This is a genomic window from Hassallia byssoidea VB512170, from assembly GCF_000817785.2.
GTDB classification, from domain to species: Bacteria; Cyanobacteriota; Cyanobacteriia; order Cyanobacteriales; family Nostocaceae; genus Hassallia; species Hassallia carrinoi.
The window spans coordinates 12,945-37,611 of the sequence record NZ_JTCM02000062.1 but is presented as its reverse complement, the minus strand read 5'-3'; the positions used below and the strand labels follow the sequence as shown (position 1 = coordinate 37,611).

The following is a 24,667-nucleotide window of genomic DNA, read 5'->3' as shown; positions in this document are numbered from 1 at the left end:
AAAACGGAGACGGTTCCTTCATCCTTTGATAGTCGCTCTTGTGCCCTTGGATCTATTAAACTTGGCTGTCCCGTAATGTCGGCGTTTTAGCGTAGGGCTAACCCTTGGCGTATCCTTTACCGTATTGGTTGCTTGCACCCCAGCTTCGGTGGATTAATCTATCATTGTCATGACTGAACTCAAACTACGCCTACAAGAGGGAGATAACGACACAACGGTGACGGTGAATCAAGATGTATTCACCATCGGACGTTTGCCCGAATGTGACTTCTACTTACCTTTTGGGGGAGTTTCTCGTTGCCATGCCCGCTTAGTGAAAATTGCCGCCGATTTGTGGACTATTGAAGACTTGGGCAGCAAAAACGGCACGCAATTAAATGAACGTCTTGTTACCTCTCCTCAAAAGTTGCAGCACGGCGATATTGTTTGGCTGGGCGATGTTAGTTTACTAGTGCTGTATGCAGATTATACTGAACCGCCACTCAGCCCCAGACAACAGGAAGTTGCTGAACAAAGAACAATTCTTCGCAATGTCCAACAATTGCAAGAAAAATGGATACAACCTAACGCTAAGGACGGGGAGACAACTAATAAAGACCAAACCATTGCCCGACTCAAAGACTTAGTAGATATAGCCAAGAATCTGTGTGCAGCCGCATCTATTGAAGAAATTTTTTCACAGGTGCAGCAAGTTATTTTTCGTTACCTCGACAGTATCGATCGCTTGGCATTGTTAATTGATGTGCATGGAAGCGGTAAACTAGAGTTAATGAACTCTGCCACTAGAAGAGCTTTTCAACAACAAAATTTAGCAGCCGATGGCAGTTGGATTAGTCGTAGTATTTGCCAAAAAGTATTTGCAGAAAAAGTCGCGATTCAAACTGCTGACGCTCAAAAAGATGAACGATTTGCTGGAGAAAACAGCATTTTAATCAAAGGTATTCGCAGCGCGATGGCTGTACCTTTATGGGATGAAAATAAAGTTGTCGGCGTTCTTTATGCTGATGCTACTCTTTCTTCTTATCATTGGGACAATGAAGGTGAGGAAGAATTAAGCTTTTTTTCCGCTTTAGCAAATCTTGTCGCTTCTAGCGTTCAACGTTGGTTGTTAGTAGAAAAACTCAAAACTGAAGAAGTAATTCGCCAAAGATTAGAACGCTATCATTCTCCCGCAGTTGTGCAACAGTTGATATCTGTGGGAGGATTGCCCAATGGTCGTTTAGCACCCGTAGAAACTGAAATCAGCATTTTATTTGCCGATTTAGTCGGCTTTACAGCAATTTCCGAACGAGTTACACCAACTGAAGTTGCTCAATTACTAAATAATTTATTTGAAGAAATGTTACAAGAAGTGTTTGGCTGGGGCGGCACTTTAGATAAATATATTGGCGATTGTATTATGGCATTTTTTGGCGCACCGGAACCGCAATTAGATCATGCAGATAGAGCCGTCGCTGCTGCCAAGGGTATGTTAACTCGTCTCGAACAGCTTAACGCGAATGGTTTTTGGCAAGAATCGCTACAATTACGTGTTGCGATTAACAGCGGTAAGGCTGTCGTTGGCGATGTCGGCAGTTCCCAAAGAGTAGATTATACAGCTTTAGGCGCAACTATTAATCTCGCGGCGCGGATGGAGGCTGTTTGTCCTCCTAGTGAATGTGTCATCAGTGAAGTTACTTATAAAATGCTTTCGCAACGCTGCGATTTTCAAGAGATGGGACATTATCGTTTTAAAGGGATTAATCGATTAGTCAAAGTTTATCAGACGAAAATGCATCATTTGGGAAGTTGTTAGGAGTTAGTGGTTAGTGGTTAGGAGTTAGTGGTTAGGAGTTAGGAGTTAGGAGTAGGAGTAGGAGTTAGTGGTTGTGGTACATTTTGACTACTAGCAACCAGCAACCAACAACTAACAACTAACAACCAGCAACCAGCAACCAACAACTAACAACTAACAATTCGCTTTGAGTTATTGCTTTTGGGATTGTACACCAGCTAAGGTAAACGAAATCACTTCCTGAGTATGTTGTTCGAGCATTGCTTTGCTGAGTAGACGTTTACCGCGTGCATGATGCTTAATATTTTCATGACCAATGTAGTAGAACAAGCAACTTCCCATAATATTGATTGCTGCTTGAAATGGATCGAGAGTGCGAAATACTCCAGTAGCGATACCTCGCTCTAAAATTGTTATGAGGGTGGTATCAATGGTTAAAGAGCTAGAATTTTTATAGTACCGTCCTTGATTCTGCACGGCTTCATAAAGCATTATCAGCGGTAGTTTGGGGTTGCGTGATACACAATCGAGCAATGCAGTGAGGAACTGCTTTAATGCTGTTTCCGGTGAAAGTTGATCCAAGTCTAATTGTTGATTCGTTTGGATCAGTTCTGAGTGCGATCGCTCTAAAACAGCTCGATACAAACCCTCTTTATCTTTGAAGTAGTAGTAAATCATTGACTTGGCAACCCCTGTCTTTGCAGCGATCGCTTCTGTTCGAGCTGCTGCTAAACCATGCTTGGCAAACTCTTCTTCAGCTGCCTCTAAAATAATAGCTTGGGTTGCTTCAGCATCACGAACTTGCTTAGTACCATACGATCGACTTGTTTTGACAATACGTGCCACGCAATTACAATCCTCAACAGACTTGTCAGTCAGCTTAGATTCTAAAAACGCTTGCTGTCAAGTTTAAGAGTCAGTGCATCGCTGACACGGAGAGAGAAGGTATTGGGTTAATAGACTTTAGAAATCTTTATATACATTGTCATGCACAATATATTTTAATAGACTGACAAGTAAGTCGATTAAAATCGCAAAATGCTTATAATAGTATACCTTCTAGAAAATTAAGCAGATGCAAACAGCGAAGAAAATTGTCATTGTTGGCGGAGGAATTGGTGGTGCAGCAACCGCGCTTGCACTCCACCATGCCGGATTTGATGTTATGGTTTACGAGCGAACCCCCGAATTGCCGGAAGTAGGGGCTGGAGTGGCTCTTTGGGCTAACGCTACGCATGTTCTGAAAAATTTAGGTGTGTTGCAAGACACATTATCTGCAAGTCAATTTATCGCACGTTATCAATTCAACTCGCAAAGCGGTGAGGAGTTGATGTCCTTGCCGGTTGACCATTTCGAGGTTCCAGCTATATGCATCCATCGTGCGGATTTGCACGCTATACTGTGGCGTAACTTACCACGCGATCGCTTTGTTTTCGGTCAAGCGTTTGAGCGGTTTGAGCAAGTAGGAAACAAAGTTCGCATTCATTTCGCTTCAGGCTTAACTGTTGAGAGCGATGCTTTGATTGGAGCGGATGGTCTCAATTCGCGTGTGCGATCGCAACTTTTAGGTGATGGCAAACCGATATATCGTGGTTTTACGGCGTGGCGCGGTCTTACTGATTACATCCCCAGCGCACACCGTCATGATTGCATCCGCGAATTTTTAGGCTATGGCAGAGGCTTTGGCTTTGTGATGATTGGCAAAAAACGTATGTACTGGTATGTAGCAGCCAAAGCAACCGAGGGACAACCTGACGCAGCGATCGGACGCAAAAAAGAGCTTCAGTTGATGTTTCAAGATTGGTGTGAGCCTATTCCTGAATTGATTGCAGCTACAGATGAAGCAAACATCCTCAGGAACGATCTTTATGACCGCGTGCCTACTCAGCCTTGGAGTCAGCAAAATATCACCTTGCTGGGTGATGCTGCACATCCAACACTGCCAACTTTGGGACAGGGTGCGTGCATGGCACTTGAAGATGCGATTGTTGTTACCAAATGTTTGCTTGCATCTGACACGAAAGCTGCTTTTGAACAGTACGAATCACAGAGGTTTGCTCGCACCAAAATGATTGTTGAAGAGTCTTTACAAGCAGCGAAACTTGGTCAATGGGAGAATCGTGCTGCTGTGGCATTACGGGAAATATTCATGAAGTTGCTACCTACACCAGTCTTGAAGAACAAAGTTAATGCCCTTCAAGCTTACAGGGTTTAACAAAGCCAAGATGGTGCTATCAGCCCAAGCAATATAAATTTACATAGTATAAATACATATGTAAATTGTATCTTTTATTGAGGTTTAAGTTGCGAAACTTTAACATTAAGAAACCAAACCTTGTTTAAGAGACTAGAATTTGGGTGGTAGCTGCCGCAATTACTATGTGTAAGACTATAAAGCTACTGTAAGTTATTTTAAACGGGAGGTCAGGTAATGGCGATCGCCACCATTAATCCCGCTACATGGGAAGTTGTTAGGAGTTAGTGGTTAGACATTATTGCTGAATTATGCTCTGAAAACAAATCGCAGTTGAGAGACAATTGCATACTATGACCGCAACGCAATTGTCTCTCCACTTTGCTAAAAAGTGATTTACGCTGTTACCGCAGGCTTTGACCAAACGTAGGGTTGAAACGGTCTGTCGAGGGGTGTTTTAGCAATGTGATTTGTATAATTGTGCATGATCTTGATTGCAATTCCAAGAATTACTTCCAGCACTTGCTGTTGGGTATAACCTGCCGCTAAAAATTCCTCAATCTCTTTATCTTCAACCGAACCCCGCATCTGAATCATGCGTTGGGTAAAATGACGCAAAGCTTGTAATTTCGGATCGCTCAAGGCTGTGCCGTTGCGGAGCGCTTGAATATCATTAGCAGACATGCCAATCATTTTTGCTAGACCAGAATGGGCTGCCATGCAGTAGTGACACTCGTGTTCATAATTTGCCGTCAGGTAAATCACTTGCTGTTCGACAGGACTGAAACTGGTAGCCTCAAATAAATCCCACAGCGCCATCGAACCTTTGAGCAATTCAGGGGCTTGGGCAAAAATCCCTTCTAAATTCGGAATAAACCCAAACGTTTCCTTTGCATGAACTAAGGCTGTTTTGGATGCTTCCGGGGCAGTGTCGATTGTGTAAATGGGAAAATCCACTGGTAATTGCCTTTGAATTGGTGTCTAGGTAGACAACCTTGTATACCTATTTTAGATGTTATTGTATGGCAAAGGAGACAAGTTTGTCTACTCATCTAATTATGACCGCTGAATTTAGTCACGCTCGACAGCAAATCCTCGAAACCGCATCTGAACTGTTCTACCAGAAGGGCATTCAGCATGTGGGCATCAATGAAGTTATCGCAAAATCAGGCGTTGCCAAACGAACGCTGTACCGATGGTTTCCGTCGAAAGACCTGTTAATTGAAGAAGTGATGAAGTATCGGGCACAAGCGTGGATATGCTGGTTTGAGACAGCAGTATCAGAGCGTGGCAATACACCTAAAGAACGGTTATTAGCGACCTTTGATGTGCTGCGGGAATGGTACGCCAGTCCGAACTTTCGAGGTTGCCCGTTCATCAACGCGGTTTTGGAAATTGCTGATGCTTCCCATAAAGCGCATCAGGTTTCAATCAATCTACGGGAATCGATTCGCCAAATTATCATGCGATTAGCAGCAGAAGCGGGTATTAAAAATCCAGACTTTTTTTCGCAGCAGTATTTGCTTCTCATTGGCGGCGCAAGTTTAATGGCAACCATTGAACAATCACCTGATGGTGCCACTTTTGCTCAAACTGCACTTTCAGTTCTCATTGATGCCAACCTGAGAAATTGAAATCAAGACTCACAGAAAATTAACCATAACTATTACTTTCGCCAATCTTGCGTAAGTCCTGTGCATGCTTTCTCTATCTCATATAGCATCGTTGAAAGCTTGGGGGCGATGGAGAAGTGACATCCTCCCACGAAAAAATCAATATAAATACAGATGCAATTTGTATCTTTTATTTAGGTTTAAGTTGCGAAACTTTAACATTAACAAACCAAATCTTGTTTAACAGACTAGAATTTGGGTGGTAGCTGCCGCAATTACTATGTGTAAGACTATAAAGCTACTGTAAGTTATTTTCAACGGGAAGTCAGGTTATGGCGATCGCCACCATTAATCCCGCTACAGGGGAAACACTGAAAACTTTTGAGCCGCTAACTGATGCGGAAATTGCCGAATCGTTGGATTTGGCAGGTTTGACTTTTGATGAGTATCGCAAAACTGACTTTAGCAAGCGATCGCACTGGCTGCAACAAGCTGCTGATATCTTAGACAAAGAAAAAGCTGACTTTGCTAAGATAATGACCCTAGAAATGGGCAAACCCTACAAAGCAGCGATCGCTGAAGTCGAAAAATGCGCCTTAGTATGTCGCTACTACGCCGAACACGCGGCTGAATTTCTCGCCGATGTGGAAGTAAAAACCGATGCGAGTCGTAGTTTTGTCCGCTACCAACCATTAGGTGTAATTCTCGCCGTCATGCCGTGGAATTTTCCCTTTTGGCAAGTATTCCGCTTTGCTGCACCGGCACTGATGGCGGGTAATGTCGGCTTGCTGAAACACGCTTCTAACGTGCCGCAGTGCGCCTTGGCAATTGAAGATATCATGCAAAGGGCAGGTTTTCCCAAAGGTGCATTTCAAACACTATTAATTGGTGCTGCCAAGGTAGCAGACCTAATGGCTGACGACAGAGTGAAAGCTGCCACCTTAACAGGAAGCGAACCCGCAGGTGCATCACTCGCTGCTGCTGCGGGGAAACAAATTAAAAAAGTCGTCTTAGAATTAGGCGGAAGCGATCCGTTTATCGTGTTAGAAAGCGCTGACTTAGAAACAGCAGTTGCAACAGCGACTACAGCGCGGATGTTGAATAACGGGCAATCATGTATTGCAGCGAAACGTTTTATTGTGGTGGAAGCGATCGCCGATAAATTTGAAAAACTACTTCTAGAAAAATTCCAAGCCCTAAAAGTTGGCGATCCCATGTCACCAGACATAGACTTAGGACCTTTGGCAACTCCCGGTATTCTCCAAGATTTAGACGAACAAGTGCAAGCAAGTCTCAAAACTGGGGCAAAAATCCTCATCGGTGGACAACCTGATAGCGATCGCCCTGGTAACTACTATCCGCCCACGATTCTTACCGATATTCCCACAGATAGCCCCACCGCACAAGAGGAATTTTTCGGACCCGTGGCGATGTTATTTCGGGTTCCGGATATCGATGCGGCGATAAAGATCGCAAATGGTACACCCTTTGGCTTGGGTGCAAGTGCTTGGACGCAAAATGAAGGGGAAAGCGATCGCTTAATTTCCGAAATCGAAGCCGGTGCCGTATTCATCAACAGTATGGTTAAATCCGACCCCCGGATGCCCTTTGGCGGAATTAAACGTTCAGGGTATGGACGAGAATTGAGTATTCAGGGCATACATGAGTTTGTCAATGTTAAAACAGTGTGGGTGAAATGATTGGGGAGTAGGGAGTAGGGAATGGGGAATGGGGAGTAGGGATTTTATTTCTTTCCCCACTCCCCATTCCCCACTCACCACTCCCCCGATCTAAATCTTTTAGTGACGGAATTAATTAAATGAATACAGCGGATCTACTGGTACAGTGTTTAGAGAATGAAGGAGTGCAATACGTTTTCGGACTCCCTGGAGAAGAAAATTTGCACGTTTTGGAAGCGTTGAAAAATTCTTCCATTCAATTTATCACCACCCGTCACGAACAGGGTGCGGCATTCATGGCAGATGTCTACGGACGCCTGACCGGAAAAGCCGGGGTGTGTCTTTCTACACTCGGTCCTGGGGCAACCAACTTGATGACGGGAGTTGCGGATGCTAACCTGGATGGTGCGCCTTTGGTAGCGATTACCGGGCAAGTAGGCACAGATAGAATGCACATCGAATCGCATCAATATTTAGATTTGGTAGCAATGTTTGCCCCGGTGACAAAGTGGACTAAGCAAATTGTCCGACCGAGTATTACACCAGAAGTTGTGCGAAAAGGCTTTAAAGTAGCGCAAACTGAAAAACCCGGTGCAGTTCACATTGATTTGCCGGAAAATATTGCCGCCATGCCTGTAGAAGGGCAACCTTTGCAGAAGCATAATATCGAAAAAACCTATGCTTCTTTTGCGAGTATTCGGGCAGCAGCAGCGGCAATTTCCCAGGCAGTTAATCCGTTAATATTAGTGGGAAATGGAGCGATTCGCGCTCAAGCTAGCGACGCTGTGACGCAATTTGCTACCCAGATGAATATTCCTGTTGCCAATACATTTATGGGTAAAGGTGTAATTCCTTATACTCATCCTTTGGCATTGTGGTCAGTGGGATTGCAACAGCGAGATTTTATCACTTGTGCCTTTGATAATGCAGATTTAGTGATAGCGATCGGCTATGATTTGATTGAATTTTCCCCGAAAAAATGGAATCCTAGCGGTAAAACTCCCATTGTTCATATTGGGGCAAATCCGGCAGAAATTGATAGTAGTTATGTTCCTCGTACTGAAGTAGTTGGGGATATTTCTGATTCTCTGAATGAGATTTTAAAATTAGCAGATAGACAAGGTAAACATAACCCATTTGCCATCACTTTACGCTCAAGTATTCGTGCCGATTACGAACAATACGCCAATGATGATGGATTTCCGATAAAGCCACAAAAGTTAATTTATGACTTGCGGCAAGTGATGGGACCAGAAGATATTGTCATATCTGATGTCGGCGCACATAAAATGTGGATTGCCCGTCATTATCATTGCCATAGTCCGAATACTTGTCTTATTTCTAATGGCTTTGCCGCAATGGGAATTGCCATTCCTGGTGCTTTAGCTGCAAAACTCGTTCATCCGAATCGTAAAGTTGTAGCTGCAACTGGTGATGGTGGATTTATGATGAATTGCCAAGAATTAGAAACAGCTTTGCGCGTTGGTACACCTTTTGTCACCTTAATTTTTAATGATGGTGGCTACGGTTTAATTGAGTGGAAACAAGAAAATCATTTTGGCAAAGGTAGATCATCTTTTGTGCATTTTGGCAATCCTGATTTTGTCAAATTTGCCGAAAGTATGGGTTTAAAAGGCTATCGCGTTGAATCTGCTACTGATTTAGTTCCGATTCTCAAAGAAGCTTTAGCACAAGATGTACCCGCAGTCATAGATTGTCCTGTGGATTATCGCGAAAACAGCCGCTTTAGTCAAAAAGCCGGCGAGTTGAGTTGCCAAGTCTAGGAAAGAGGGGCGGGGGAACCCGCCCATATAGGAGTTAACGAGGAGGTAAGATGGAGCCAACAGTAGAACAACTTAAAGAACTATTCCGGCGATCGTACTTGTTAACCAAAATATTTCTACCCATATATTTAGTCAGAATAGATGAAAGAACAGATGATTTGGTCATTCTGGCGGGTGACGAGATAGAGATAACAGTTGACAAAGAAGGAAGAGTTGGTTATGACCAAACCGAATTTCAAAACGATGAGTAAAGGCGATTTGAGAGCTTACGTATTGCAGCACCCAGACGATAACGAAGCATTTTACGAGTTATCAGACCGAATTAGAGCAAACGCCAAACCCCTCAACATAGACGAGTTACCTGAGATTATTCAGCGCAAACGCTCATCAAACCCACAGTAACGAAACCGATAAGAGAACTTTAAACCCCGATGACGTTTACGGGCGCGGATATTGGGGTAGGTTCCCATAAACCATCAGGTAATATGATGTTCGGCAAATTAACCATAATTCCCGAATTGACCTCTCCCTGCCTTGAACTAAAGTTCAAGTCTGTCCCTCTCCGACTCGGAGAGGGACAGGTTTTGCGTAGTAAAAGCAGGGAGAGGTTTTTTATTACGGGTGATTTCAAAGGACATCATATAATATATAAACATTGATAAACAATGTTACTTTCATTGTTTCATGAATGAACAGTGATATCCCGGTAAAAATCCTGTTTTTAGCAGCCGATCCGAGTGATGAATCTCGGTTAAGATTATTTCAAGAGTTGCGAGATATTAAAGCAAGGCTGCAAATAGCCAAATCAGAAAAGTATCAACTTGAACAGCAAGAGTCAGTCCGCGTCGGGGATATTACACAAGCGATATTTGATATTCAACCGCAGATTATACACTTTTCTGGACATGGTAAGAGTACAGGTGAACTGTGTTTTGAAAATGAAGTAGGTAAAGTTCAGCCTGTAAAGCCTGATGCTTTAGCTGCAATGTTCAAGTTATTCTCATTGCAAGTTAATTGTGTGGTGCTGAATGCCTGCTATTCTGAAATACAGGCTGTTGCGATCGCTCAACATATCCCCTTTGTAATTGGGATGAATGACGCTATCGGTGATAAAGCAGCGATCGCCTTCGCAGTTGGTTTTTATAAAGCATTAGCCGCAAATCGTTCAATAGAAGACGCTTATCAGTTTGGTTGCGTAGAAATTCAACTACAGGGTATTCCAGAACATCTTAAGCCAGGTTTGTATACAAAAGAACATTATAAGCCGGAAGTAGGAAGAAAAAAAGAAGAGCGATCGCCTTTCATCACTGGAACCCCAATCACCGATCCTCGCTACTTTTTCGGACGTAATTACGAACTTAAACGCCTTTTCAACCTACTTAAACGCCATCCCCTACAAAACGCTGCCATTATCGGTAAAAAGCGCAGCGGTAAAACCTCCCTGCTGCACTACCTGAAAAACATCACCACCACCCCAGCAGAAGATTTACGCCTCAATCAAAAGTCTGATTGCCTACCGCATCCAGAAAATTACAAGTGGATATTCGTAGACTTTCAAGACCAACGCATGGCAAACAGAGAAAGACTACTAAGTTACATTTTAGAATCTTTGGGAATGAAAGTACCAAATCCTTGTAATCTTGATTATTTTATGGATTTGGTGAGTGAAAATTTGCATAATCCCACAGTTATTTTATTAGATGAAATTGGCGTAGGATTGCAACGCTGTCCAGAACTTGATGATGGATTTTGGGAATGTTTGCGTTCTTTAGCTACAAACTCTACAGATGGTAATTTAGCGTTTATTTTAGCAACCCATTCTTCACCGATTGAACTAGCACATAATACCGGACATAGTTCACCCTTCTTCAATATTTTCGGCTATACTGCCACATTGGGAGCGCTGACAGAAGCAGAAGCGCGGGAATTGATAGCAAGTTCTCCTATTCCATTTTCTGATGAAGATGTAGAGTGGATTTTAACACAAAGTCGCTGTTTTCCACTTTTATTACAAATTCTTTGTATGGAAAGATTGTTTATTTTAGAAGATGGGGATAATAGCGATGATTGGCGAGATGAAGGGTTGCGACAAATGCAGCCATTTGCTCATTTATTGTAGCGATAAACTGAAATTAAAGGTTGGGATAAATACCATGACAACTAATTTGCCCATAAAACTGAATCACTTACCTAACAGTTTGCCCCTAGATGGAGCTATCCGCATTGAGTTAGAAGAAGGAGTGCCTATATTTCGGGCTTCTAGCCTGGTACAAAACCGCATTGAAACATTATTAGCTAAACAAAAAGAAACTGCACTCACTTTTGAAGAAGAAAATGAATTAGATGAATATGAAGAATTAGACGATTATATCAGTTTAGTTAATCGACTTATCAGAAATGCTTCACTAAATTCAAAATAGGGGAGTTACAGATTTGTCTGCTAATCGTTATATTAGTGAAGCGACTCAACATCAAGTTCGCCAACGCGCCAATTATCTGTGCGAATATTGTCACGCATCAGAACAATGGCAGTATGTACCTTTTACAGTGGATCATGTTATTCCTCTCAGTAAAGGTGGCGTAAATTGTCTGGAGAATCTAGCGTTAGCTTGTTTTCATTGTAATCGCCAAAAATCAGATAAAGTCACAGCACTTGATGAGCAATCAGGTGTAGAAGTCCCTTTGTTTAACCCTCGAACTGATAGCTGGCAAAAACACTTTATTTGGTTATCAGATGCACTCTCGATTCTTGGTTTGACACCAAAGGGACGCGCTACAGTTACAGCATTAGGATTTAATCGAGAAAGAATAATTAACATTCGCGCTGCGGATAGAGAAATTGGAAGACATCCACCAGCAAATGACCCAATTCAAAGTTAAAGAAACTAGGTAGTGATAATCAAAAATCAAAACTATAAAATACAAAATCCCATGCCCCACACTGACTACTCCAAAGTCTACACCCATGCACCCGAACAGCACCCTAACTTGCTCCTGGGTAGCTTACAACTACTGTTTTGGATTGTCTTCCGTCCCTCAGTTTGGCGGAATCACCTAAAGCGTATTGACCCAGCTTTAGATCCTGAATCGCAATCATGGAACCGTGTTAAACGGCGAAATTTTGATTTGTGGGTGCTACTGTTACAAGGATATTTAATTCTGCCTTTGCTATTGAATTTATCTCTTAACTTACTGTTATTAATATTAGGGAAGTCAACAGAAAAGTTTATATTTAACGTTTTTTTTGGTACATTAATCAGCCTTGTTGTTGGTGTTTATTTTGGAGTCTCGGTAAACCTAGCTTGTGGCTTATTCATTAGCATAATCGAGAGTATAGCTTTTGGTATTGCTTTTGAAGTGTCAGTTCGTTTATTTGCAATTACTATCGGTATTTTTGTTTTCTGGTTGGGTTTTGGATTATATAAAAATAATAATAGAGAGCCAATCAATGTGGTTTTTGGCAAAATATTACAAAGGATTGGCAAAATAGCAAATATCATAACACTTATATGGAAACTTATGCGATTTGTGGCATTCGTTCCCTTAATTAAATTATTCAACAAACTTCTCTATAGATTTGACAGTGTTAAAAGCAAAAGTATAACTAATCTTTTGCGTTATCATTCAGCATTCTGGGATGAGTGGCAGCATAGACCGTTAAAAGGCTTGGAAAAGCACTTGATATTGGTGATGGAACGTAACCCTGATGAGGGGAAAGCCGCTATTAAATACTTAAGTACTAGTCCTCAACGCTGGGCTGCACAAACTGCACTGATTGAAATGGATACACGCCGAATAGAAAGCTGTGCTGATTTGGAAGCTGTGCGTCAAGTTCATAGAGATTTAGCTACTAGTGAACTGGAACTGGAAACATTAGTCAGCTCACTTATTAGGAGCTTCAATCGTTTCAGTGAAGATGTTAATGCTGCTTTGAACCAAGCAACAACTTATAATCAGCGTCTTAGCCTGAAAGCTGTTGCTGACCGTTTGGATGCTGTTTCGAGGGAGTTAACCATAAGCAATGATGAATATGCCATCCGATTGCAACCTATTTCTATACGTTGGAGTCAGATAATAACTAACTGTGTAGAGGAACTGGCAAAAGCCTCTGAACTACGTCAAGAAATCGATTCTCCGTACATCACAGGTATACCCCTTTCAGAACAGCAGGAAATATTTGTTGGACGTACTGATATAAGTGTTCGTATAGAACAACTACTTATAGATCGGCGTCGTCCACCTTTACTACTCTACGGTCAAAGGCGAATGGGTAAAACATCTCTGCTCAATAACTTAGGACGCCTATTACCTAATACTATCATCCCGATGTTTGTTGATTTACAAGGGTCAGCTTCACGAACAACTGACTATTCAGGTTTTCTCTACAACCTTGCTAGAGGCATGATGAACTCAGCTAGTAGGCAAAGAGGTTTGACCCTTCCATCCCTAACGCGAGAAATGTTAGCGCTTGATCCTTTCACCCGGTTTGATGAATGGCTTGATGAAGTTGAGCAAGCTTTAGAGGATAACACTGTACTGCTTGCCCTAGATGAGTTTGAAGTGCTGGACAACGCTATAGCAAAAGGACGCTTTGATGAGCAGGACGTATTGGGTATGCTACGTAATTTGATACAACATCGTCCCCGTTTTAAGGTGCTGTTAGCAGGCTCCCATACTTTAGAAGAATATCAGCGTTGGGCTAGCTACTTAATCAATGTACAAGTCCTACGTATCAGCTACTTGCAAGAAGAAGAAGCCCGTCAACTCATTGAACAACCTGTTAAAAATTTTCCCTTACATTATGAACCTGATGCTGTTGAGAGAGTATTGGAACTTACACGTTGTCACCCATGTCTAGTGCAGCTTCTGTGTAATGAAATTGTTGATATCAAGAATCAACAACGTCCAGGTTCAAGAAGATTAGCTACTTCTAAGGAGGTAGAAGCAGCTGTGCCACAGGCTTTGACAAATGGTAGTTTCTTCTTCGCTGATATTCAAAACAACCAAATTAAGGAATCGGAGTTAAAAGTTTTGCGCTTCTTAGCAGAAAAAGGGGAAGGTATAACGGTGAGTAAAAAAGCTTTATCCCGTGACTTTCCAGATAGTTTCGACAGCTCCATTAACTTACTCTTAAGGCGTGAGCTAATTGAGGAAGCTGAAGATGGCTATCGCTTCCAAGTCGAGTTGATTCGGCAGTGGTTTGCCCAGAAGTAAGAATTGAAACGCAAAGTAACGCAAAGTCAGCGCAGAGGTTCGCAGAGAAAGATAAATACCTCCGCGTCCCTCTGCGTTTAAAAATTAATACGTTGGCACTGACGGATCTACTTCTTTACTCCAAGCGGTGATACCACCCTTAACATTTGTACCTTCAATTCCCGCTTCTTTGAGGATGCCCAAAGCTTTCGCCGATCGCCCGCCCATTTTACAATGAGCTATTAAGCGGTGTCCGTTTAGTAATTCTTTAACTTTTGTAACACCTTCACCGTTTTCAATATCCGGTAATGGTACTAAAACACTGCCTTCTATTTTGGCAATTTCATACTCATGGGGGTTGCGGACATCCAGCAGGACGAAATCATCTGCACCGCTATCTAACAACTGCTTTAATTCCTGCACCGTCATTTCTTGAATTTCCATCTGCTGTTTTTCTTCCTCTGCTTTTGCTTGTGGGATACCGCAGAATTGTTCGTAGTCTATCAACTTTTCAATCACCGGGCGCACTGGATTGGGACGCAACTTTAATTCCCGGAATTTCATGTTAAGGGCATCATACAGCATTAGTCGCCCGCTTAGAGTTTCACCCTTACCCAAAATGATTTTAATAGTTTCCGTTGCTTGAATTAAACCAATAATTCCTGGTAAAATTCCGAGTACGCCACCTTCTGCACAAGAGGGAACCATTCCTGGTGGTGGTGGTTCTGGGTACAAGTCACGATAATTTGGTCCACCTTCGTAGTTAAATACCGTAGCTTGCCCTTCAAAGCGAAAAATTGAACCATAGACGTTGGGTTTATCTAACAACACGCAAGCGTCGTTAACAAGATACCGTGTGGGAAAGTTATCAGTCCCATCCACGACGATATCGTAAGGCTTAATGATATCAAGAGCGTTTTCAGAACTCAAGCGAGTTTCGTAAAGATCAACCTGACAATGAGGGTTAATCTCGTGAATGCGGTTCTTTGCAGATTCTATCTTAGGTTTACCCACCCAAGATGTACCGTGAATTACTTGGCGTTGCAAGTTGGAAGTATCGACAATATCGAAGTCAACAATACCAATGCGTCCGATACCCGCCGCCGCAAGATACAATAGCAACGGCGCACCGAGTCCACCTGTACCGATACACAGTACACTAGCGGCTTTTAAACGTTTTTGTCCTTCCAATCCGACTTCTGGCAAAATCAGGTGTCGGGAGTAACGTTCGTAATCGTCTTTTGTGAGCTGGATTTCATCCAGATTGGGATTGAGCATAGCAGTTTGATGTGGAAGCGCGGAATATTAATCCTACCGAAAAATGTGACGCTGTGGGGAGGTGGGGGAGTGGGGAGTGGGGAGTGGGGAGTGGGGAGTGGGGAAGAAAATATAAGATTTGGGATTGTTAATTTTTTTATGCAATTTCTATTGCTTCTTCTTGAAATTGGTGAGTGTCATTAAGATGCCAGCTTTTGATTTCACCAGCTTTGCCGTTGGGGACAGAAACTATGATATATGAATATTCTTGCCAAGCGAGTATGCGATCGCTTTCTGAAGGAATCGCTGGATAATCTGGATGCGAGTGGTATATACCAATAATATTTAATGAGCTTGAGCGTGCTTCTTTTTGTACTTTTAACATAATTTCCGGTGCGATCGCATATCGTCGGCTTTTATTAAGTACGTCTGGAGTTTTCCCGTCTTTTTTTGCATCAGTTGGAAAATCGAATGCCGTTTCTATACTCCAGACATTTTCAGTTAGTATTACTTCTACCACTGTTTTGCCTAATGCCATATAGCCTATAATTATACCGCAGCATTCTTGCGGATAAATATTTTCCGCATGAGTGCGGATGGTTTGTAATTGTTCTTGGCTGAATTTGATCGTCACTTTTAATTACGTAGATTAAATGATATTTTCTGGTATCTGAATCTGGCTTAAATGAAAAGCACACTAAGCTACTGAATAAGGTGCTATTACGTGTTTTTTTATGATCTCTAGGAATTGTGGGAGTTTTTTTTAAATTCTTCTGCTTGGGCTGGTGTTTGATACCTACTGCTAGCGGTACTTTTAGCTTCGCTTTCATTTGATCGCGTAATGTTTAAACTAACCGGACGGCGACAACCTTTACGACTTTCCGGTTCAGCGCAATCTAATGCAGTCACCCACGGAACCCACCTCAAAAAACATCGATGACCATGCTGTTCTGTAATTTCTGCACCCAACCGATGATAAAAACTAAGCCCACGAGTGTTTCTTTGCATCTGCATTCCAAGCAAGATGGGTACAGTCATGTTCCTGAGCAATTCGAGCGAGTTGATTCATTAACGCTGCTCCAGCGCCTTGACTTCTCATCTCTGGATTGACAAACAGAAAAATCAAGCCAGATACTAGCCTGACCTGCGAATGATGAGTATCTAAAGCCATATAATGCAAACCCAATCTCACATCCTGAAGACATCGCAAATAACACGTAGGCAAAAGGGATTGCTCCAAAAAGGGTTGTGCGTAACTTATCTTCAGAGACTTGCAGCACACCCGAAAATGCACCGATGTTTCGGTCAAACTCTGCTTTTTTCTGGATGAACGAGAAAATAAGCGATATGTCATCAGGAGTAGAAGATCTGACTTGCATTGACTAACCTGCAATCGTTTCAGAATTGCCTAACGCTGTCTAATTAAATGCGATCGCCCTGCCAACAGTCTTCAAAGCATGGTCTCACTAGCAATTTAGAAGAAGCTCTTCTCCTGCACAGCGCTACTGTGTCCAGCGACAATTTGCCAAGTGCCGGAGGAGCGACGACACCAGATGCGGGTGTATCGGAGGTCATCTGTGAACGGTGACTCACCGGCATATGCCGGTTAGCTGCACACGAACTGAGACGATCGCAAGCCCCTCAATAAACTTTATTTTTCTTTCTGATGGTTTGATCGTTTGCAACTTGAATACATAAGCTCGATGAAACGCCAGATCGTCCTGCTTGCTGACGACCTGACCGAGGTGACTGGTGAAAATGAGATCGGCTGAAATTAGGGACTTCCAGTGCTTCGACATCACAAGAGAGCATGGCTAATCGTAGTCGCTCTTCGACATCAATAATTTGCTGTTCAGAGACGGACGGCATAGGCTAAGTCCTTTTGAGTGTAATCTAATACAAACTAACAGATCATAGGCTGCATAAAATTAAGTTCAACCGCAGCCGCTACGCGACGTGGTTAACTATGGATAACCTTAATCACGGCTACAATGCTGACTGAATAAGAGCCATAGCATGTAAACCCGTAAACCATAAGTGAAAATAGGTCAGTTTGTTGGGCTTTAGTCGCATCAAATCAAGGGCTAAATCCGTCCAAAACTCCATCGCACACACCCATAACTGACCATACAAACCAACCCAAAAAGTACTATGTCGGCGATGCGATCGCTTGGGTTGGAAACGTCAGTTCGGGGTGAATGGGTAGAGTAGGGCGATCGATCACCCGATCGATCAAGCCATACGTTACTGCTTCCTGTGCGGACATAAAGAAATCCCGTTCAGTATCTTGTTCTATTCGCTCCAATGGTTGTCCCGTGTAGTTAGCCATACGCTCGTTAATCTGCCGCTTCAAGTACAGAATTTCCTTCGCTTGAATCTCAATATCTACTGCCTGTCCCTGCACTCCACCAGAGGGTTGATGAATCATAATCCGCGAACTGGGCAAACTGCTGCGTTTGCCTTTAGCACCTGCACCGAGTAGAAATGCGCCCATACTGGCTGCCATGCCATAGCAAATTGTGCAAACATCCGGACGAATGTGATTCATTGTGTCATAAATGCCCAGACCTGCCAGCACAGAACCACCTGGAGAATTGATATACAGGTAAATGTCCTTTTCTGGGTCTTCGGCTTCCAGAAACAGCATTTGCGCCACAATTCGGTTAGCCATTTCAGACTCAACCGTTTCTGCCAGAAAAATAATCCGCTCACGCAGCAGGCGAGAATAAATGTCGAAGGCTCTCTCGCCCCGACCCGATTGTTCAATGACGGTAGGAATCATGCGAGTTTCTCCAGATCAGAATCAAAGGTTGGAAATTCAAATTAGAAATTGGGAATCGGGAATGATTAAAACTCTAATTACCCATTAGCTATTCCATTACTTGCAGGCAGCCAAAGCTAGTACATCGCCTGTTTCCAGCAGGCTCTTGAGACTAGACAAAATCGCGCTCCAGCCTCGGCTAATGCTCATGTAAGCTTGTGCATCGAGACGATCGTGAGTCAGCGTTAACTTTACTGTTGAGCCGTTTTGCTCTAACTCGAACAACACACATGACGGACGTTCTTCGTTGAAGCCAGGTGACTCGAAGGTATAGGAAAGCCGATGAGGTGGTTCAGATTGCAATACTTCGCCTTTGCACTCAGACTCGCCATCTTCCTTAACATGCTGCACGGGTGAGCCAACCTGCCAATCAGATTGAATTCGCCTGCCGCCCCAATATTGCTGGGTGAATGCTTCGCCGGTCAATGCCTCCCAAAGTTTTTCTTTCTTTGTGGCAATGTAGGTTACATAAACGAACTTTTGCTGATCCATGTTATGGCTCCTTGGTGTTTGCTTCCAGGTTTCGCTTTAATTCACTTAATGCTTCTAATTGCTGACGTTCATATTTACGAATCCAGCGATCGTAAATGTCTTGAATCGGGGCTGGATTGAGGTAATGCAGTTTTTCTCGCCCACGCCACTCTGTGACAACCAGATTCGCTTCCTCCAACAACGCTAGATGTTTGGTAACGGCTTGCCGCGTCATCTCTAAGTGTTCGCACAGTTCACTTAATGTTTGACCGTTGTGGCTGTACAACTGGTCGAGTAATTTCCTCCGGCTCGGATCGGCAAGCGCTTTGAACACTACATTCATATTAGAATATTATGCAACTAATTGGTTGCATGTCAAGTAATTAAATCGATCAAAGTTCTCGTTTGCCCTTTAAATCCCTTTATGCTGGGGGTTTCACAAACACTATGAACACTTTTACATCCAGCCTTCTCCTTCACCAGACGCAAGCGCGAACAACCGCTCATTGTCGTGGGAGACCCTTGGATCTAGTAAATAAGGCGTCCTATTTTTGTCCAGGTGAGCGTCCAAGGGACTTTGAGAATCGGTTCCCCCCGTGGAAAAAAAGAGAGTAATTGAGCGCAACCTTTTTGCACCTTCTAGCTACAAAAGAGTGGATCTCCGCTTTATACCGTTCGCGCAGCGTCTCCCCGAATCGAGAGCGCTCCTGAGAGATTTTGGCGCATTGTAGTGATACAACAACCGCACGGGGAGCGTTTACGGTTGCACAGGCACCTGTCGCGCACTTTATGCGTCCCCAAACGGCTACCGCGTATACACAAGTGGAGTCTAAGCTAGCTTCCATAAGGCTTTGATAAAGTTAGGCGATCGCCTAATACCGTTCTACCTACAGTACTTTTGAAGAGTATTGCGGCGATCGCTTTGGGCGTTGATGATATTGCTTGCCTACACTACGTTTTGGTCGCAATGACAAATACTATCCTGATTATTGCAACTTCATTTGACTAATTATTAATCCGTATGCAGGTATATTTCTAGAGAGTGTAAATTATCAAATGTAAAAGTTAGGATTTACGGAAAAACCCAATTTATCTAACTAATAACAGTTACTTTGCCAGTATCAATATCGTAACAAGCGCCAACAATTTTGAGTTTGCCAACGCTTACCAATTTAGCCAAAATCGTTGATTTCGCCAATTCTTCAACCTGATATTGAATATTGGCAAGAACCGCGTCTTCTTGAATATCGCCGGTTGTTAATTTTACCCTTTCCACGGCTGGTTTGATGCCCTCAACAACAAAGCCAATTTTCCCCGAAAGTGGCTCGTTTTTGATTGCTTGGGCGACTGCACCGCATCTTCTATGACCTAAAATCAGGATTAGCTGAGAACCCAATACTGTTGTAGAATATTCTAGGCTGCCTGTAACCAAATCATTGACGACATTACCAGCGACTCGTACCACAAATAAATTTCCAAGTCCTTGATCGAAGATAATTTCTGCTGGTACTCTAGAATCTGCACAGCCCAATATCGCGGCAAAAGGATACTGTGTTTTAGAAACGAATCGCAAACGTTCTCGCGATTCGTCTGGATATTGACGTTTTTGCTGTACAAACCGTTTATTACCATCCAATAATCTTTTTAAAGCTGCATCAGAACTAACTGGATTGGGGTTGACTGGATGAGCATCAGCAAGTATGGTTTGTGAATTAACAGCTTGCTGTGTGCCCCAAAGTATGCTATAAGTAGCAATACCAAAGCCAGCCATACCAGCCAGCTTTAAGAAATGACGACGCTCGACAAATCCATTAATTCGACTCATTGATTTACCTGACAACAGTTTAGTTGTTGCCAGGAACATATCAGACTTAATATGGATGCAAGAGTACCCTCTTACACGGTTTAAGAGTCATTTAATTTTTGGGAATTGGGCAATGGGCATTGGGAGACAAGGAGACAAGGGAACAAGGGGACAAGGAGAATAATTCTATTCTTCTTTCTCCCCATCCCCCCCTCTCCCCTTCCCCCCCTCTCCCCCTCTCCCTGTCCACGCCAGCCGAAATAATTTGTAACGCTGCGGTTTGAGTTAATGCGCTTGCAGCTATCTTGTCTGGTCGTACTTCGTTGAGCAAGATATTAAACTTCTTGCATAAATCAAAAAGAAGAACCCCACCCCGCCGTTGACTTACGTCAACGTCTCCCCTCCCCGCAGGCGGGGAGGGGTTGGGGGTGGGGTTTTGGGGGAATGAGTGCAAGAGGTCTATTGCCTAGATTCGGATACTGACGTTTTAGTATTGCAAGATGCAGGGGTTATCCAAGGACTATGAGGGGTAACTGTAGACGGATTGGCTGTTAAAACCACCTCTCCCTTTTCGTTTCGCACCCACCCAGTAGCCTCAATAATAGGTTGTGGTGGAGTCGCAGTGGGATTTTTTATAACAGTTGGAGTACGGTTGTTACTATTTGGGTTAAGCGTTACCCAATCTACTTGAACTGCGTCAGGAGTGAGGAGATCGGTTCTAGGATTGGGGGGTAAGCCACCACGTCCAGTAATGACAAAACTGCTTTGATTTTCTGCTGAACGTGGTTGACAGACTTGGGACACTTCAGTGTCAAGTGGTACGGTTGGCAAGTTGACTAAGCCACGACTCGGGTCAACATCTGGGGTGTTGACTGTTACAGTGCCGTTTAAAGTCGGACTTGTCTGGGAAATTGCTGTGATGTCATTCGTTGGTAGCAGTTGAGGGTCTAAGTTAGTTCCTAGTAGCCTCACTAAGTCTTCACGACTACGCACTGTCATACCATAAATGCCAGTAGCGTTAATTGTGACTCTCCCTCCACTGCCACTAAACGCATTAGCGGTGATGTCGTTATTTTCCCTTGCTCCGGCAACGATGAAGCCATTGGGAGCATCAATATTAATATTGCCACCATTACCACCAGCTTGTGCCGTGCCTGCGGTGGTAGAGATTTGAGCGCCACGACGCAGCAGCAATAAGTCAGCGATGTTCAGCGTGAGGTTGCCGCCATTACCAGAGAGAGTCTGTGCTGTAATCTCACCGTTGTCAAGGCGCACGGAGCTAGCGGTAATATCAAGATTACCCGCTGCGCCTTCTCCACGGCTGTTGACAGTTAGCGCTCCGTCAGAAATAAGCAACTGCTGTGTGGTAATAGTCAAGTCTCCTGCCTTTCCTGCCCCTTCGGTGCCAGCAATCAAACTACTTCTAACCCTACCTCCAGCGGAGCGACCAATTACTTGCACATTGTCAGCTATGACAGTCAAATTCCCGCCCTTGCCACCACCATATGTAGCAGCACTGACCTGTGCTCCATTCTGAATCAGCAATTCACGGGTATTAACGATCAAAGAACCTGCATCCCCAGTTGCACCTGGGTTAGCAGTAGCACCCAAGCCGCTGGCAAACTGACCATTGGCAGAGATACCAATCAGTTGCACTTTATCAGCTAAGACAGTCAAATTCCCGCCCTTGCCACTACCATATGTGGCAGCACTGACCTGTGCTCCATTCTGAACCAGCAATTCACGGGTATTAATGGTCAAGTCTCCCGCGTTGCCGGTTGTACCTGGGTCAGCTTGAGCAAACAAGCCGCTGGGAAACAACTGACCATTGGCAAAGGTAACGGTACCAATCAGTTGCACTTTGTCAGCTGTGACGGTCAAATTCCCGCCCTTGCCACTACCAAAGATACCAAATGTACCAGTACTTACCTGTGCTCCATCCTGAATCAGCAATTCACGGGTATTAATGGTCAAGTCTCCCGCATCTCCAGTTGCGTATAGGTTAACGCTAGAAAACAAGCCGCTGGGAACCTGACGATAGGCGGAAGCGCCAATCAGTTGAACTTTGTCGGCTGTGACAGTTAAATTGCCACCCTTGCCTCTACCAAATGTGCCAGCATTTACCTGTGCCCCATCCTGGATAAACAATTCACGGGTGTTAACTGTCAGGTCTCCCGCATCCCCTGATGAGTAGGGGCTAGATTGAGCAAACAAGCCACTGGAATTATTGGCAGTGGTACCAATTAGTTGCACTTTATCGGCTGTGACGGTCAAATTCCCGCCCTTGCCTCTATCAAATGTGCTACTAAATACTTGTGCCCCATCAAGAATTCGCAACTCACGGGTGTTAATTGTCAAGTTTCCGGCACTTCCGGTACCTCGTGTCTGAGTAGATAAGTTGCTCTCTCGACCGTAAGCATCGGTTCCAACCAATTCGACGGACTCTCTTGCAGTCACGCTCAAATTTCCCCCAACTCCTTGGTCAAAAGTCCTAGCAGATACGACTGCTCCCTCCCGGACAGCCAACTTTCCTGTTTGAATTGTTAAGTTCCCACCAGATCCAGCACCATAGGTTTCAGCAAACAAAGCGCTGGGAAAAACATCTGAGATACCAATTAGTTCTATGGACTCCGAAGCGATCAAACTCAAGTTTCCCCCCGCTCCGTTGCTACCAGGAATATTACCAGTCAATACCTGTGCTCCCTCCCGGACAGTTAACCGTCCTGTTTGAACCCTCAAGCTCCCAGCTGCTCCTGCGCCTCGTGTTCCAGTAAATAAACCACTGGCAACCTGCCCATCTGTTGAGGTTCCTCTAAGTTCTACGAATTCCCTTGCACTCACGCTTAAGTTCCCCCCTGGTCCCTCGCTACCAAGGTTAGTATCAGCGACTATCTGTGCCCCATCTCGGACAGTCAAATTGTTTGTCTCAATAGTTACATCGCCGCCCTTTCCTAGGTCAGACGTGCTAGCACGAACATAAGACAAACCCTCAACATTCAACTGCCCTGCTTGGATAAAGATGCCGCCACCGCTTTGTTTGCCTAAGTTATCTGCAAATATTTCAGACTCATCAGTGAATGTGATACGCCCACCCCGAAAATGAATAGCACCACTACCTTCCCCACTGACATTTACCGAAGCCTGTTGGGACAGTTGAATGTCCTGAAAATTTTGTACGCCGTCATAGTTTAAAGTGTAGTTATTGTCCGTTGGCTTCAGGCTAACCAAGCCTGCTCCAGCCACACTTCCTAGCTCAATGCGTCCTCCTGTTGCCCTCAAGTTACCACCTGCCAACGTTACACTACCACCAACCAGCGCCAAAGTTCTACCAGGCTGTACCTGTAAACCAATGGTTTCACCACTGCTATCAGTAGCCTGAGATTGACTGAGGATACTTCCCGGATTCGTCCCGTATTGTAAGCCAATGGGAACATTCACAGTCAGCAGGGGTGTCGTTTGGGGAACCGTCGCGCTAAACTCTGTGCCATCAGCAAATTTCAGACTATTCGCCGTACTTGCCACAAACGAGCCGCCAATATTCAGTGAAGCATTCTGCCCAAAAATAATTCCATTGGGATTAATTAGAAATAGGTTAGCAGTGCCATTAGCGCGGATTATCCCATCAATTTTAGAAACTGACCTACCCGTTACGCGGCTGATGATATTCTGAATATCCAGAGCATTATTAAAGAAAGCAGTGCCGCCATTCAAAACAGAAAACTCGCTAAAGCTGTGGAACAAGTTACCACCAGCTTGGGTTCCTCCTGTGATATTGAGGGTGCTGCCATTTGGTGTGACGATGGAATTATTGGGCAGAGTGCTATCTGGGGTAATTTGGGCAGAAGCACAATTTGTAGAGAAAGCGATCGCACTGCATGTCGCAATTCCTAAGAACCAGCCCAAACGAATACTCATCTTAGACATTGCACTCCCCTCACCACTTTCTAGCAGTTGCACCAGTTTTCAGTAAACCACAATTGCTGGAAGTTAAAGTAACTTCTGTATACTTCTCAGCTTTAGAAGTGTGAGTTTTATGCCAAAGCCGCTTTTTCTTGACAAAACTTAATCAACTGGCTC

General features: G+C 43.8%; 25 protein-coding genes. 12 read left to right on the top strand and 13 right to left on the bottom strand.

All coding sequences use genetic code 11. From position 1 onward, the window contains the following. Nucleotides 1-169 precede the first annotated feature (169 nt). Entirely contained in the window at nucleotides 170-1,795 is a 1,626-nt protein-coding gene (locus PI95_RS22445) for an adenylate/guanylate cyclase domain-containing protein (RefSeq protein ID WP_039753233.1), read from the top strand. A gap of 171 nt (nucleotides 1,796-1,966) precedes the next feature. Here PI95_RS22445 and PI95_RS22440 read toward each other — a convergent pair whose 3' ends face one another. Continuing rightward, nucleotides 1,967-2,620, bottom strand: a complete 654-nt coding sequence (locus PI95_RS22440) for a TetR family transcriptional regulator (protein ID WP_039753232.1) — start codon at nucleotides 2,618-2,620, stop codon at nucleotides 1,967-1,969. A gap of 229 nt (nucleotides 2,621-2,849) precedes the next feature. Between PI95_RS22440 and PI95_RS22435 the strand changes: the two genes are divergently transcribed. Further along, on the top strand, nucleotides 2,850-3,989 hold the full coding sequence (locus PI95_RS22435; RefSeq protein WP_039753230.1) for an FAD-dependent oxidoreductase: 1,140 nt from the start codon (nucleotides 2,850-2,852) through the stop codon (nucleotides 3,987-3,989). 375 nt (nucleotides 3,990-4,364) lie between these two features. Here PI95_RS22435 and PI95_RS22430 read toward each other — a convergent pair whose 3' ends face one another. Further along, complete coding sequence (locus PI95_RS22430) at nucleotides 4,365-4,925, bottom strand: carboxymuconolactone decarboxylase family protein (protein ID WP_039753229.1); 561 nt, start codon at nucleotides 4,923-4,925, stop codon at nucleotides 4,365-4,367. A 101-nt stretch (nucleotides 4,926-5,026) separates the two neighbouring features. Between PI95_RS22430 and PI95_RS22425 the strand changes: the two genes are divergently transcribed. The 9 genes from PI95_RS22425 (at nucleotide 5,027) to PI95_RS22385 (ending at nucleotide 14,258) form a co-directional block, all read left to right on the top strand. Further along, the gene (locus PI95_RS22425; RefSeq protein ID WP_039753227.1) at nucleotides 5,027-5,602 is read left to right on the top strand and encodes a TetR/AcrR family transcriptional regulator; all 576 of its coding nucleotides are present in this window, start codon (nucleotides 5,027-5,029) and stop codon (nucleotides 5,600-5,602) included. 311 nt (nucleotides 5,603-5,913) lie between these two features. Further along, nucleotides 5,914-7,281, top strand: a complete 1,368-nt coding sequence (locus PI95_RS22420; protein ID WP_039753226.1) for an NAD-dependent succinate-semialdehyde dehydrogenase — start codon at nucleotides 5,914-5,916, stop codon at nucleotides 7,279-7,281. Between the two features lie 119 nt (nucleotides 7,282-7,400). After that, a complete protein-coding gene (locus PI95_RS22415; protein WP_039753225.1) occupies nucleotides 7,401-9,044 on the top strand; it encodes an acetolactate synthase large subunit in 1,644 nt (547 codons plus the stop codon). Nucleotides 9,045-9,094: 50 nt separating this feature from the next. After that, nucleotides 9,095-9,295 carry a DUF6888 family protein gene (locus PI95_RS22410; RefSeq protein ID WP_039753224.1) on the top strand — a complete coding sequence of 67 codons (201 nt, stop codon included), beginning with the start codon at nucleotides 9,095-9,097 and terminating at the stop codon, nucleotides 9,293-9,295. Next, nucleotides 9,264-9,446, top strand: a complete 183-nt coding sequence (locus tag PI95_RS22405; RefSeq protein WP_039753223.1) for a DUF6887 family protein — start codon at nucleotides 9,264-9,266, stop codon at nucleotides 9,444-9,446. The genes PI95_RS22410 and PI95_RS22405 overlap by 32 nt, the downstream gene beginning before the upstream one ends. A gap of 286 nt (nucleotides 9,447-9,732) precedes the next feature. Continuing rightward, nucleotides 9,733-11,163 carry a CHAT domain-containing protein gene (locus PI95_RS22400; RefSeq protein WP_163519100.1) on the top strand — a complete coding sequence of 477 codons (1,431 nt, stop codon included), beginning with the start codon at nucleotides 9,733-9,735 and terminating at the stop codon, nucleotides 11,161-11,163. A gap of 34 nt (nucleotides 11,164-11,197) precedes the next feature. Further along, nucleotides 11,198-11,464 carry a hypothetical protein gene (locus PI95_RS22395; RefSeq protein WP_039753220.1) on the top strand — a complete coding sequence of 89 codons (267 nt, stop codon included), beginning with the start codon at nucleotides 11,198-11,200 and terminating at the stop codon, nucleotides 11,462-11,464. 13 nt (nucleotides 11,465-11,477) lie between these two features. Further along, entirely contained in the window at nucleotides 11,478-11,924 is a 447-nt protein-coding gene (locus PI95_RS22390) for an HNH endonuclease (RefSeq protein ID WP_039753219.1), read from the top strand. A 12-nt stretch (nucleotides 11,925-11,936) separates the two neighbouring features. Beyond that, complete coding sequence (locus PI95_RS22385; protein WP_336507593.1) at nucleotides 11,937-14,258, top strand: AAA family ATPase; 2,322 nt, start codon at nucleotides 11,937-11,939, stop codon at nucleotides 14,256-14,258. An 84-nt stretch (nucleotides 14,259-14,342) separates the two neighbouring features. Here the strand turns inward: PI95_RS22385 and moeB are convergent, their stop codons facing one another. From moeB to PI95_RS22340, 10 genes are all read right to left on the bottom strand, one after another. Beyond that, on the bottom strand, nucleotides 14,343-15,515 hold the full coding sequence (gene moeB, locus PI95_RS22380) for a molybdopterin-synthase adenylyltransferase MoeB (protein WP_039753217.1): 1,173 nt from the start codon (nucleotides 15,513-15,515) through the stop codon (nucleotides 14,343-14,345). 136 nt (nucleotides 15,516-15,651) lie between these two features. Then, entirely contained in the window at nucleotides 15,652-16,128 is a 477-nt protein-coding gene (locus PI95_RS22375) for a Mov34/MPN/PAD-1 family protein (RefSeq protein ID WP_039753215.1), read from the bottom strand. Between the two features lie 107 nt (nucleotides 16,129-16,235). Beyond that, nucleotides 16,236-16,502, bottom strand: a complete 267-nt coding sequence (locus PI95_RS22370; RefSeq protein ID WP_163519099.1) for a hypothetical protein — start codon at nucleotides 16,500-16,502, stop codon at nucleotides 16,236-16,238. Then, a complete protein-coding gene (locus PI95_RS22365) occupies nucleotides 16,477-16,665 on the bottom strand; it encodes a GNAT family N-acetyltransferase (protein ID WP_163519098.1) in 189 nt (62 codons plus the stop codon). The genes PI95_RS22370 and PI95_RS22365 overlap by 26 nt, the downstream gene beginning before the upstream one ends. Before the next feature lie 251 nt (nucleotides 16,666-16,916). Beyond that, entirely contained in the window at nucleotides 16,917-17,087 is a 171-nt protein-coding gene (locus PI95_RS36150; RefSeq protein ID WP_236117154.1) for a hypothetical protein, read from the bottom strand. Beyond that, nucleotides 17,084-17,293, bottom strand: coding sequence for a nuclear transport factor 2 family protein (locus PI95_RS36145; RefSeq protein ID WP_236117153.1), 210 nt, complete (start codon nucleotides 17,291-17,293; stop codon nucleotides 17,084-17,086). The genes PI95_RS36150 and PI95_RS36145 overlap by 4 nt, the downstream gene beginning before the upstream one ends. Nucleotides 17,294-17,643: 350 nt before the next feature. Then, entirely contained in the window at nucleotides 17,644-18,276 is a 633-nt protein-coding gene (gene clpP / locus PI95_RS22355) for an ATP-dependent Clp endopeptidase proteolytic subunit ClpP (RefSeq protein ID WP_052325824.1), read from the bottom strand. Nucleotides 18,277-18,372: 96 nt separating this feature from the next. After that, nucleotides 18,373-18,807, bottom strand: a complete 435-nt coding sequence (locus tag PI95_RS22350; protein WP_039753211.1) for an SRPBCC family protein — start codon at nucleotides 18,805-18,807, stop codon at nucleotides 18,373-18,375. A gap of 1 nt (nucleotide 18,808) precedes the next feature. Continuing rightward, nucleotides 18,809-19,129, bottom strand: coding sequence for an ArsR/SmtB family transcription factor (locus tag PI95_RS22345; RefSeq protein WP_039753210.1), 321 nt, complete (start codon nucleotides 19,127-19,129; stop codon nucleotides 18,809-18,811). Between the two features lie 750 nt (nucleotides 19,130-19,879). Next, nucleotides 19,880-20,611, bottom strand: coding sequence for a carbonic anhydrase (locus PI95_RS22340; RefSeq protein WP_039753209.1), 732 nt, complete (start codon nucleotides 20,609-20,611; stop codon nucleotides 19,880-19,882). Nucleotides 20,612-20,709: 98 nt separating this feature from the next. On the opposite strand from PI95_RS22340, the gene PI95_RS22335 reads away from it, so the two are divergent. Beyond that, a complete protein-coding gene (locus PI95_RS22335) occupies nucleotides 20,710-20,874 on the top strand; it encodes a hypothetical protein (protein WP_163519097.1) in 165 nt (54 codons plus the stop codon). Between the two features lie 175 nt (nucleotides 20,875-21,049). On the opposite strand, the gene PI95_RS22330 is transcribed toward PI95_RS22335, so the two are convergent. Next, nucleotides 21,050-24,514 (bottom strand): two-partner secretion domain-containing protein, encoded by a 3,465-nt coding sequence (locus tag PI95_RS22330; RefSeq protein ID WP_163519096.1) that lies wholly within the window; start codon nucleotides 24,512-24,514, stop codon nucleotides 21,050-21,052. Nucleotides 24,515-24,667: the final 153 nt, after the last annotated feature.